Below are 12,117 nucleotides of genomic sequence, written 5' to 3' on the forward strand. Positions count from 1 at the left end.
TTCACCCGACAGATATCACAGCGAAGTTCATACTTTAAAGCTCATACCTTTGAAGTTCACACCTTGAAGTTTCACTTTTGAATAAGGAGTAAAAAGCGCTGTTTAACTTTACATCTGTCTCATCCAACAACAACAACACTCACCGCGAAGTCTGATATTTCCTCAAATGTTGATGAGGGAGCAATGAAACTGAATCTTAGAATTTAGTTTAACTCCACGTCGAAATACAAATTAGAGGAAATTACTCAGTAAGTAACGCTTGGGTGTTGTTGTTTGTTTAAGCATATTGAAGGAAGAAGGAAGAAGGAAGAAGGAAGAAGGAAGAGGGGGAAATGCCATAAACTATAGAAAAAAGCCAAAGCGGGAAAAGAGATGAAAGGACTGTGGCTAGAAAACAAGCAACTGCAACTTTGCACCAACCTCCCCATCCCAGAACCGCCACCCGGAGAAGCCTTAGTACGAGTTTTGCGGGCGGGTATCTGCAACACAGACTTAGAATTACTCAGAGGCTACTACCCCTATCGAGGTATCCTTGGTCACGAATTTGTCGGCATTGTCGAACGAGGGCCCGCAGACTTAGTAAATAAACGAGTCGTTGGCGAAATTAACGCCGCCTGCGGTAAGTGCCGTTTTTGCCTCAGCGAACAACCAACCCACTGCGAAAATCGCACCGTCTTGGGCATCGTCAACCGTAACGGGGCCTTTGCCGAATACCTGACTCTACCAGTCGCAAACCTTCACCCCGTACCCGATAGCGTATCCACCGATGCGGCAACCTTCACAGAACCAGTCGCCGCCGCTTTAGAAATTCAGCAACAAGTACCCATCAGTCCAGAGGATAAAGTTTTAGTCGTCGGAGATGGCAAACTCGGCCAACTCGTCGCCCAAACCATTGCCCTCACGGGTTGCGAACTGTTGGTTATTGGGCGACACCGCGAAAAATTAGGGAACTTGGAAGATCGCGGTATCAAAACTGGTTTTGCCGATGCCGTGAAAGACCGATATTTTGACATCTCCATCGAGTGTACTGGGAATCCAGAAGGGTTTGCGATCGCACGTCGCGCCTTGCGTCCCAGAGGAACTCTCGTCCTCAAAAGTACCTACGCCGGAGCCCTCAGCTTCGACGCTTCGGCCTTAGTTGTCGATGAAATTACCCTAATCGGTTCTCGCTGCGGCCCATTTAAACCCGCCTTACAGTTGTTAGCCCAAAATCAAGTTGATGTTAAACATCTCATTCACAGTCGCTATCCCTTAGATGAAGGACTTGTCGCCTTTGAAAAAGCACAAAGCCCTGGGGTGTTGAAAGTGTTACTAGAAATAGAATAATATAACCGCAGAATAGCGATCGCACTTCTAATGGATTATAAAATTGAGTAAAAATGGACATAACAAACTTCTTGCAGATGTTTGAGCTAACACCGATCGCACTACACCAAGACTATTTATGTCGTCTTCTCCGCACCACGATAGATATTATGCGGTCTGACTCTGGGATTAGCTTGGGTGGAAGTCGTTATGGTGGTTCGCCTGATTTGCCAGAAGGATTCGAGTGGCCAACTCACCATCTCGGACTTTACCGCTTCCTTGGCCAGTTTAACTTTGCAGAAATTCCACAAGTTAATGCTGGTTTGCCTGAGTGCGGACTATTAAGCCTTTTCGTCGCTGATGATCCTGATGGTGAAAGCGATCTTTTTTGGGGAGATCCGGGCTATATTCATGCAGAATTCTTTACTGATATAACAAAACTTGTTCCTAATGTATCGCCTGATTCGGTTGCAAGAGGCTCTAGCTGCACAATCACATTTAGACAGACATTCGATCTCCCTTTTGACGAATATCAAGTTGACGAGTGGTCATTTCATACAGATGAGCTATGTGCATCTTATCGCGATCTTCGGAATGCTTTACACCACAGTGAAGACTATCTTCTCGGATATCCATCGCATTGTAGCCTTGCATACGATCCAACTCCGGGAGCAGAGTGGATTTCGCTATTTACAGCTAATTCCAATGACGAATTAGATTGGTCTTGGCACGATGGTGATAAGCTCATGATCTTCATAGAGATTGAACGCCTCAAAAAACACGACTTTTCAAATCTAAGATCGGACGCTGGTTAATAGCCTGTAAGTAGGGCTGACCGTGCCCACGCTGCGACTACATAGCCAGTTCCAGCTATTGGTAGATTAGCAAGTAATCGGTCTAAATGTCGTCGTGCTGCGAGTGATATAATGTTAGAGTCGCGATCGCACTTCTAATGGATTATAAAACAGCTCGCAATTTTCTGATCGATCAGGGTACTGCTCTTGAAACTCAACGAAATCCTGATGCTTTTTTGAGCCGTCTTAAACAAGGGAATGCACCAATTCCCGGACAAGTGACTAATATATTATTGGCTCTAAAAATTGTTTTTGATACTTTGCAAGAATCCCCAATGCTGGATCGGCAGTTAGTTTATGCACTGCATTTATTTGCCGTTGAAAGCGTGCGGCAATTTGAAGCCGGAAGCCGCAGCGGTATTGCTTGGCCCCCAGTTTTAAAGGAAGATGTGAAGCGGATTGCGATCGCAGTTAAAAATATCTTTTCGGGAGTCTGGCAGTAGCAACTGTTAATTGTTAACCGTTAACTGTTAACTGTTAACAATTAGGTTCAATTGCTACTTTGATTACTTTGCGATCGCGCATATCTTGAAATACTTGTTCTAAATCTTTTAAAGGCTGACGATCGCTCACAAATAATTCAAATGGAATCCTCCGCGTTGCTAATAGAGATAATGCCTCTCTAACGTATTTTGGCGTATTGTGAAAAACTCCTTTTAGCGTTAATTCACTATAGTGTAATTGCTCTGTACTTAATGCGATCGCTGTATCTTTAGGACAACCACCAAATAAATTTACAGTTGCACCCGGACGAGCACAAGCGATCGCAGTTTCCCAAACAGAAGGGACACCTGTACATTCAATTACCGTATCTGCACCCCAACCATCTGTTAATTCTTTCACCACCGCAGATATATCCGTTATCTGGTGATAATTAAACACCTTCGCTGCACCTAATTGTTTGCCAATTTCCAGCCGATTATTGTTACCACCAAATAAGAAAACTTCCCCATCAGGAAATACAAAATTTCCGTTTTCTTCCTTCCCTCTTCCTTCTTCCTTCTTCCTTCTTCCCTCTTCCTTCAACTGACCGAGTACCGCCACAAACATCAGTCCAATTGCTCCATCTCCTAAGACTAAAATGCGATCGCCTTCTTTCACATTTGACCTAGCAATCCCGTGTAATACGCAGGCTAAAGGTTCAGTCATTGAGGCTAAAGCCTCCGGTAAATCATTAGGAATTGGTAGCAAATTATGCTCGACAATTGGGGCTGGAATCTTTAAATACTCTGCAAAAGTGCCATTATTCCACGTCAAATGCGGACAGAGAGAATATTCTTCGCGTTGACAAAAGAAACATTTCATGCAGGGAGCAGAATTATTAGCAACCACGCGATCGCCTATCTCCCAACCTTTCACACCTTCTCCAATTGCCACTATTTGCCCCGCCGCTTCGTGACCAAATAGCGTTGGAGGCCGTAGCATTTTCGCGTGTCCTCCCCGCCGCCAAACCTTCAAATCTGTGCCGCAAGTTGTCGCCGTCGCTACTCGGATTACGACTTCACCCGCCGCTGGTGAGGGGTCAGCAACCGTTTCTAGCCGTAAATCTTCTTGACCGTAAAGTACCGCTGCGAGCATCGTCAACTGCCTACTATTTCCCAACTCAATTATTTTAGAGTAGTAGGTGCAGCTCTGGGGAAAATCTTTAGCAAGACTTAAGTTATTTTTGGGAAAGTTAATTCTACAATTGTCTACAATTGGTTAGGTAGCTAAGTTATAATTGACAAATGACCAGCATTAATTACGGGGTGGTACTGGTGACAGCCAGTTCGCGGGTGGAAGCGGAAGCGATCGCTAAGGCTTTAGTTGAAAGTCAGCTAGCGGCTTGTGTTAGTTTCACGCAAATCCACTCGATCTATACTTGGCAAGGCGAGATTAATTCAGAGTCAGAATGGCAGCTAATTATTAAAACTGATTTAGCCAAGTTTGATGTATTAGCAACAAAGGTGCGTCAACTCCATTCTTATGAAGTTCCGGAAATAATAGCTCTTCCTATTGTGGCTGGTAATCCGGCCTATCTTCAGTGGATTTCAGAACAAGTTGATTAATTGTATCATGGTATAAGTGTGAGCCACCGAAAAATTAGCTGACTAAATTTATTAATTTTATAATATGTCCAAAATTTACAATTGGAAACGCTTCTGGTGCCCGATAACAGGCAATACAATCCCTATTATGTCACTCTCGGCAGAGAATTTTCTGGAACTACTGGTTTGTAAGGCTTTCGCCGGGCGTTGCATAAATTATTGAGAATGGCTAAAATCCAGCGATCTCAAGGCGAAAGCCTTTTTCTCTGACCAAAGTGACATAATAGGGATTACGTGAATTATCCTAGCTAAATCGCGATCGCTCTTTTACTGTTATAGCAACCGCCAGGGCGATTAGGGCAAGTACAACTGTTACCTTTAGTCCATAATCTCTTAGGTCGTAACCTCTTCCCTCTTCCCTAGTCCCTAGTCCCTAGCTATATCGTTTCCCAATCTCTTTAACCGAATTCTTTCATAAACTTGGGATGGCAATAGTTTGTGTATGCTCATTCGCCGCTCAATATCGGCAATTGTCATCCCTGAGCTATTTGAGTTTGAGGCTGAATCTAATTCTATTTCTGAATCAGATTTCTCTACAAATTGAGGCAGAAATGATTGAGTTATAAGTTTTAATATACTGTCAATTGTTAGCAGATAAAAGTTATGATGTAAAATAGTCATTAGCCAATCTGCTTTCAAAGCTTTATATAGCCAAACTAAGGTACTTTTATAATTCTTGCTTTGCTTATTTTTAGAGGCAAAGTAGATATAAAATTTACTGCTAGACCAATTATAAATACTAGGGACAATCTCAGGGTGACGCTGCCGGATATCTGCCATAATTAAAGCGTGAGACTTTGCCATTTCTGCACAGTTGGAAGACATACTGCTAGTAATCTGGCGATAGCCGACTAGAAACTCTGGAACAACTTTAAATTGATAATATTCCGCAATGCGGAGATAAAGATCCCAGTCTTCACAGCCTTGAGCATTTTCTGCTTTCAATTGACAGTTGTAACCGCCGACTTTCTCTAAACAAACACGGCGAATTAGGGAGGAGCTAGCATTGCCTATAAAATATTTATAAATTAGAGGTTTGTATACTTCTCCTTCTATGGTAGAATTGTAGAATCCTCCTGTTAGTAATTCTTCTCGATCGATATCTAGCGACCAAGAATAAACTAATCCTACCGATGGCTCAGAATTTAACATACACTGCACTTGTTTTTCCAGGTTTTGAGGATACCAAATATCATCCGCATCAATGGGTGCAATATATTCGCCACTGGATTTTTCAATAGCTAAATTTCGAGCCGCTGCAACTCCGGCATTAGACTGTTGCAGAAAGATAATGCGCCGATCTTGTTGAGTAAAAGATTTGACTATTTCCGCAGTGCGATCGCTAGAGCCATCATCAACGACCACAACCTCAATATTATCATAAGTTTGAGATAAGACAGACAAGAGCGTTTTTTCAATAAAAACTTCAGCATTATAGGCTGGTATAATAACTGAAACTAAAGGCAATGCCAAATCATTTTTAGAGATATCCATATCTAGGGTAGTTATCTGAGAGTGGTTTGGGTTCGACTCTCTACTGAACCTAATATATCTAAATGCCATTTCGCGTCAAGGGTGAAACTGGCAAGTCGGATCTGGGTACTCTAAGCTGAGAGCGCAAAGAAAAAGTATTATACTATACTTGACCAGCATACTTGGATAAAAATTTTGTGTGGTGCATGAATGTTAAACTAAAAGCAGGCTCAACGTTTTGGGAAGTTTATCAAAGTAACCAAATAATTAAAGAATTGGTAAAGATGCCCTGGAAACAATAGCACTGTCAATAAAATGTTTACTAGAATACAAGTAGAAATCAACGCAAGGCAATTACGAAGATTAACAAAAATTATGTATTTGAGGACACAAGCTTAATGGTTCTCCCTCAAAAATAAACAGACTTTACCCGTTGTAAAGTAGCATCTGTAAAACTCAAGTACATTTTGGCAATTTAATTTAAACAGTTTAGGTAATGCTTGATCACAATGAGTTGACCGTCTCAGTTATTATCCCAGTTCACAATGGGGGCGCATACTTCCGCACCTGTCTGTCCAAATTGGCGGAAGCCTTACCAAGAGCTACCGAAATTATTGTAGTGGCAGATGGTGATACGGATGGTTCCTGGCGTTTAGCCAGGGAATACGGCGCAAAAGTAATTAGAATTCCCGAATCTGGTGGCCCGGCCCAGGCTCGGAATCTGGGGGCACTGGCAGCTCAGGGAGATATTCTGTTTTTTGTAGATGCAGATGTTGCTATCTGTCCAGAGGCTATAGGTTATGTGATGAAGATTTTCCAGGGGAATCCGTACTTAGCTGCGATGATTGGTTCTTATGATGATGCTCCTGGTTCGCCTAATTTCTTATCTCAGTACCGAAACTTGCTGCATCACTACGTTCACCAAACTGGCTGCGAGGAAGCGTCCACATTTTGGGGTGCTTGCGGGGCTATCCGCCGAGAGATTTTTTTGGCTGTGGGTGGCTTTAATGAGATTTACCGTCGGCCTTCGATTGAAGATATTGAGCTGGGGTATCGACTGAAGGCGGCGGGTTATCGGATTCGATTGTGTAAGACGTTACAAGTAAAACATTTAAAACGCTGGGAAGCTGTTTCTCTGCTGAAAGCTGACTTTTTCTACCGGGCACTACCTTGGACTGAATTGATTTTGCGCGATCGCAGATTGAATAATGACCTTAACCTGCAAGTTTCTAGCCGAATCAGCGCGATGTTAGCTTATGGGTTAGTGGGATGTTTGGCTCTAGCATGGCTTTGGGTTGGGTTTTTGCTAGTAGCAATAGTGTTCGCTCTATTGCTTTTCTGGCTAAATGCGCCACTTTACCGCTTCTTTGCCCGTAAACAGGGGCTCTGGTTTGCACTCAAGACTATTCCTTGGCACTGGCTGTATTATCTTTACAGTGGACTGGCTTTTGCGATCGGCACTGTAAGACATCTATCCCAGAAAGGGGGCCTTTTTAAGGTTGGCTCTCCAGCATCGGCTCAGTAATAATGATGGAGGTGTGCGATCGCACTCATAAATCCCCGCCCAAATCCGCGAATTGTTGTAGGATGTTGTTTTGGGAATAGCATCTACCGGAATTTTGAGCAGAGCCGTTTTCTAGAAATCCTAGAAGACAAAAGTAAACCTGGAGGTACTCTAAGTTGGAGCATTACCCTGTCATCATCACCGGCGCTGGCCCCGCAGGTTTAACCGCTGCTTACGAACTGGTTAAACAAGGCGTAGCACCTCTGGTGCTAGAAAAAGGTGATAAAGTTGGTGGAATCGCCCGCACGGAAACCTACAAAGGTTATCGTTTTGATATCGGCGGCCACCGATTTTACACTAAAGTTGAAGCTGTCCAGCAGCTCTGGATGGAGGTACTAGCAAAAGATTTTATTAAAGTACCCCGCCTATCGCGGATTTACTACGGAGGCAGATTTTTTAACTATCCCCTCAGCGCCTTCAATACTTTATCTAACCTTGGCATTATCGAAAGTCTATTGATTTTGTTGAGCTACTTTAAAATTAGAATGCAGCCACTTCCTGAAGAAGAAACTTTCGAGCAGTGGGTGACTAATCGCTTTGGCGAACGTTTGTATAAGACATTTTTTAAGACTTATACTGAGAAAGTTTGGGGGATTCCTTGCAATCAGATTCAAGCAGACTGGGCAGCGCAGCGGATTAAAGGACTGTCGCTGACAACAGCTATAATTAATGCTCTTTTTGGTAGTAATGATACTAAAACATTGATTAAAGAATTTGATTATCCCCGCTTAGGGCCGGGGATGATGTGGGAGCGGTTTACAGAACTTGTAGAGGAAAAAGGGGGGAAAGTAGAACTCAATACAGGAGTAATTCGGATTGAGCGAGATGGATATCGGATTAAGAGCATCGCCGCAGAGCAAGATGGAAAAATATTAGAATTCTCTGGCGATAACTTTATTTCCAGTATGCCCGTATCGGCCCTGCTTAATCGCATGGAACCTCAGCCCCCCGAAGAAGTCATTCATGCAGCGCGATCCCTTAACTATCGTGCTTTCATGATTGTCTCCCTGGTTGTAAATCAGCGCGATTTATTTCCTGACAATTGGATATATATTCACACTCCCGATGTGAAAGTGGGGCGGATTCAAAACTTCAAGAATTGGAGTCCTGAGATGGTTCCCGACTTGAGCAAAACTTGTTTGGGAATGGAATATTTCTGTGACGAAGGTGATGAAATCTGGAACATGGCAGATAAGGATCTGATCGAATTGGCAGCTCGCGAGCTAGAGTGTTTGAATTTAGCCAAAGCTAGTGATGTCGAAGATGGAGTCGTGATTCGTCAACCAAAAGCTTACCCCGTTTATGATAGCGAGTATCGCCAACATTTGGAAGTGATTCAAGGTTTTCTTACCAAATTTGAGAACTTGCAAACTATTGGTCGCAACGGAATGCACAGATATAACAATCAAGATCATTCCATGCTGACTGGGATTTTGGCAGTGAGAAATATTTTCGGGGATAATCACGATTTGTGGGATGTCAACACTGAGCGTTCTTATTACGAAGATTTCACGTCAGAGAAGTTGAAGAAGAAGAATAATTAGCGTTCCTGCTAACACCAATTCTCGAAAGTCTTGCTACAACCTTGAGTTTGGGTTTCACTGCTGGGACTTACGCACTATGTAACGCCGCCAACGGGCCTGGTCTAAACAACCGCGCCCGTTGGCGGCGTTAAGGATAGTTTTGCATATGTCCGACTGCCTAAGATTGCATAAAATTAGGACTTACGCAGGTATTCCCAGAAACCGGGTTTTTGAGAGAATCTGTGGATAAGGGCGAAGTATTTTCGTCAAAAAACCTGTTGGTTGAGCGAAAGTCGAAACCCGGTTTCTGTGGTTGGGTGCCAAAGTCCTGATATCTTTAGCCTTCGTCTTTAGGAAATGAAACTTTGTGTGCGATACTATTTCAGCAATAGGGCGATTAACCCCACAACCTATAGTAAAAGTTGTCTGTGAAACAAAAAATGGAAAAACTCAAACAACAAAAGAACCAAGCCCCCAACTCAGGGAAGTCTAGGGACACAAATGCGATCGCAACCCCAAAAACCCTTCTAGGCTTACCTTCCCCCACCCTGAAAAAACTCATCTGGGCAGCAGGTGTAGCCTCACTCTGTGCTAGCTGTCAGAGTCCTCAAGCCCCTTCCGCCTCAACTTCCAGCCCCAGCCCCTTGGAGAGTCCCGTCGCTACTCCCGTAGCAGTCAGTAGCCCCGCCGATCCTAATACTCTCAAAATAGTTTCCATGCTGCCCATGACGGGCAGTTCTCAGGGTCAGACTCAAACGATGGTCAACGGTATTAAGCAAGTCGTGGACGAGGCAAACTCAACCGCTTGCGAGGGTAAACTGAAGGTCCAATTTGAGCAACTCGATGATGCTACCGCAGCGACAGGAAAATGGGACCCCGCACAGGTGACGGCAAATGCTAACAAAGCCGTTGCTGACGGTAGTGTGGTCGCAGTTATCGGTCACTTCAACTCTGGTGCAGCTAAGCTGTCCATTCCCATTCTCAACCAAGCTAACTTAGTAATGGTTAGTCCCGCTAATACCTATCCCGGCTTGACTAAACCAGGGAAGGGTACAGCCCAGGAACCTAACGTTTATTACCCGAATGGCAAACGCAACTACGTTCGTGTAGTACCTGCTGATGACCTCCAAGGAAGCGTCGGTGCTAAGTGGGCTAAATCTTTAGGAGTGCAAAAAGTCTATATTCTCGATGACCAAGAACTTTATGGCAAAGGCTTGGGAGATATTTTCGAGAAAACTAGCAAAGAAATTGGCTTAGAAGTGCTCGGACGTGAAGGAATTGACAGGCAAGCTGCTGATTATAAAGCTTTGATGACTAAGATTAAGGCTTTGGGCCCAGATTTGATTTACTTTGGTGGCATTACTCAGAATAACGCCGGACAGTTGATTAAGGACATGAGAAACGTTGGGATGACTGCTGATACAGTCAAGTTCATGGGGCCTGACGGTACTTATGAGAAAGCATTAATTGATGCTGCTGGTAAAGATGCTGAAGGAGTTTATGCCACTTTTGGAGGAGTCCCAGCAAAAGAATTGACTGGTGCAGGACAAACTTGGTACGAAAGTTACAAGCAAAAATACAATTCTGAACCAGAAGCTTATGCTGCTTATAGCTACGAGTCCGCTAAAGTGGTTATGAATGCGATTAATCAAGTCTGCAAAAATGACCGGGCTGCTATCCGCGATGCAGTGATGGCAACTAAAGACTTTAATGGGTTACTCGGTAATTGGAGTTTTGACGCTAATGGTGACACTAGCATTACTACGATGTCGGGAAATGTGGTTAAAGATGGCAAGTGGGAGTTTGTAAGCGTACTCAAAGATGAGTAATTGTTAGTGGTTAGTGGTTAGTGATTAGTGGTTAGTAGTTTTGATGTTAAGTGCTAATCACTAGCCAATAACTATAGCAATCCTAAATGAACCGTAAATTTTTTACCCCACCCCAACCCTCCCCTTGCTAAGGGGAGGGAGTAAGAAGTTCACAAATGATTTAGGATTGCTATATCGCTTAATTAGCAATTAGCACCCCAGCTATCACAGGCATCAAGGGGTAGCAATTCGTATAACCATTAGCGATGAGCAATTAGCCATTAGCAATTAGCCATTAGCAATTAGCCATTAGCAATTAGCCATTAGCAATTAGCAAAAATAATGAAAAATTGGCGGATTATCCTTCTGTATCTAGGTGTAGCTTACATAATTTTACTGTTAGGGCCGATTGCTGGATTTGACTTGCCTCGGATTGTTGTAGAAATAGTCCGTAGCCCTCAAGTTTTGATTCAACAATTGTTAGTAGGTCTTGTCAATGGTGCTCTACTTGCGATTATTGCGTTGGGTTATACGATGGTTTATGGCATTATTGAGCTAATCAATTTTGCTCATGGCGACTTGTATATGTTGGGTGGTTTTGCGGCTTTAACGGTGATGGGTGCTTTGGGTATTCAGGATGGAGCTCCTCTCGCAGTTGCTATTCCGGCAATGTTAGTTGCTTTAATTGCTAGCACGGGTTTTTGTGCTGGAATGAATATTATTACTGAACGTTATGCCTATCGACCATTGCGAAATGCACCGCGTTTAGCACCGTTAATTTCAGCAATTGGAGTTTCTTTTATTTTCCAAAATATGGGATTATTTTGGGGAGGTTTGAGGGCTTTTTTCCCTGTGATGGGAACAAACTCTGCGGCCCCTAAAAGCTTTCCCGATTTGTTGCCCAGAATTGATATTCTTAAAGCTTTGGGGATTGATAGCAGTATTGTATTTACAACCAAAGATTTGATTGTTTTAGTAGTTGCCACAGTGTTGATGGTTTCGCTGCACCTATTTGTGAAGTACACTCGTTGGGGAAAGGCGATGCGTGCTACTGCTCAAAACCGAGATGCGGCTAAAATTATGGGAATTAATGTCGATCAGATTATTGCTCTGACTTTTTTAATTGGTGGTGCATTGGCTGGTGCTGCTGGGCTATTGGTGGGATTGTACAATAATACTATTGTTTTTACAATGGGTTTTACTGCGGGATTAAGGGCTTTTACGGCAGCAGTTTTGGGTGGAATTGGTAATATTGTCGGGGCTATGTTGGGGGGAGTTTTGATTGGAGAATTATCGTCTATTAGCGATCAATATTTGTCTAGCCGTTGGACTAATGCTTGGGTATTTGCGGTTTTGGTGATTATTTTGGCATTTAGGCCGGGAGGGTTATTAGGAGAGAATGTTCAGGAAAAGGTGTAAGTTGGTAATTGGTAATTGGTAATTGGTAATTGGTGATTGGTAATTGGTAATTGCTTAAATTTATTTCTCGATATATTCGGCGGT

General features: G+C 43.3%; 10 protein-coding genes. 8 read left to right on the forward strand and 2 right to left on the reverse strand.

Annotation, left to right across the window (positions count from 1 at the left end; translation table 11 throughout):
- Positions 1 to 372 precede the first annotated feature (372 nt).
- The 3 genes from OSCIL6407_RS0107500 to OSCIL6407_RS0107510 all read left to right on the forward strand — a co-directional run bounded on the left by OSCIL6407_RS0107500 (position 373) and on the right by OSCIL6407_RS0107510 (position 2,602).
- Entirely contained in the window at positions 373 to 1,326 is a 954-nt protein-coding gene (locus tag OSCIL6407_RS0107500) for an MDR/zinc-dependent alcohol dehydrogenase-like family protein (RefSeq protein ID WP_007354770.1), read from the forward strand.
- Positions 1,327 to 1,379: 53 nt separating this feature from the next.
- A complete protein-coding gene (locus OSCIL6407_RS0107505; RefSeq protein ID WP_019487076.1) occupies positions 1,380 to 2,120 on the forward strand; it encodes a DUF1963 domain-containing protein in 741 nt (246 codons plus the stop codon).
- A 137-nt stretch (positions 2,121 to 2,257) separates the two neighbouring features.
- Positions 2,258 to 2,602, forward strand: a complete 345-nt coding sequence (locus tag OSCIL6407_RS0107510; protein ID WP_007354772.1) for a hypothetical protein — start codon at positions 2,258 to 2,260, stop codon at positions 2,600 to 2,602.
- Between the two features lie 34 nt (positions 2,603 to 2,636).
- Here OSCIL6407_RS0107510 and OSCIL6407_RS0107515 read toward each other — a convergent pair whose 3' ends face one another.
- On the reverse strand, positions 2,637 to 3,737 hold the full coding sequence (locus OSCIL6407_RS0107515) for a zinc-dependent alcohol dehydrogenase (protein ID WP_007354773.1): 1,101 nt from the start codon (positions 3,735 to 3,737) through the stop codon (positions 2,637 to 2,639).
- A gap of 149 nt (positions 3,738 to 3,886) precedes the next feature.
- Here OSCIL6407_RS0107515 and cutA point away from each other — a divergent pair, with 149 nt between their 5' ends.
- A complete protein-coding gene (cutA, locus tag OSCIL6407_RS0107520; RefSeq protein WP_007354774.1) occupies positions 3,887 to 4,207 on the forward strand; it encodes a divalent-cation tolerance protein CutA in 321 nt (106 codons plus the stop codon).
- Positions 4,208 to 4,612: 405 nt separating this feature from the next.
- Here cutA and OSCIL6407_RS0107525 read toward each other — a convergent pair whose 3' ends face one another.
- Positions 4,613 to 5,740, reverse strand: coding sequence for a glycosyltransferase family 2 protein (locus OSCIL6407_RS0107525; protein ID WP_007354775.1), 1,128 nt, complete (start codon positions 5,738 to 5,740; stop codon positions 4,613 to 4,615).
- Between the two features lie 475 nt (positions 5,741 to 6,215).
- On the opposite strand from OSCIL6407_RS0107525, the gene OSCIL6407_RS0107530 reads away from it, so the two are divergent.
- From OSCIL6407_RS0107530 to OSCIL6407_RS0107545, 4 genes are all read left to right on the forward strand, one after another.
- Positions 6,216 to 7,244: a glycosyltransferase gene (locus tag OSCIL6407_RS0107530; RefSeq protein ID WP_007354776.1), complete on the forward strand. Its 1,029-nt coding sequence runs from the start codon at positions 6,216 to 6,218 to the stop codon at positions 7,242 to 7,244.
- A gap of 155 nt (positions 7,245 to 7,399) precedes the next feature.
- Entirely contained in the window at positions 7,400 to 8,827 is a 1,428-nt protein-coding gene (locus OSCIL6407_RS0107535; protein WP_007354777.1) for an NAD(P)/FAD-dependent oxidoreductase, read from the forward strand.
- A gap of 407 nt (positions 8,828 to 9,234) precedes the next feature.
- Positions 9,235 to 10,635 (forward strand): branched-chain amino acid ABC transporter substrate-binding protein, encoded by a 1,401-nt coding sequence (locus OSCIL6407_RS0107540; RefSeq protein ID WP_234708731.1) that lies wholly within the window; start codon positions 9,235 to 9,237, stop codon positions 10,633 to 10,635.
- Positions 10,636 to 10,956: 321 nt separating this feature from the next.
- Positions 10,957 to 12,033 (forward strand): branched-chain amino acid ABC transporter permease, encoded by a 1,077-nt coding sequence (locus OSCIL6407_RS0107545; protein WP_007355093.1) that lies wholly within the window; start codon positions 10,957 to 10,959, stop codon positions 12,031 to 12,033.
- Positions 12,034 to 12,117 lie beyond the last annotated feature (84 nt).

Source organism: Kamptonema formosum PCC 6407 (assembly GCF_000332155.1).
GTDB lineage: Bacteria > Cyanobacteriota > Cyanobacteriia > Cyanobacteriales > Microcoleaceae > Kamptonema > Kamptonema formosum.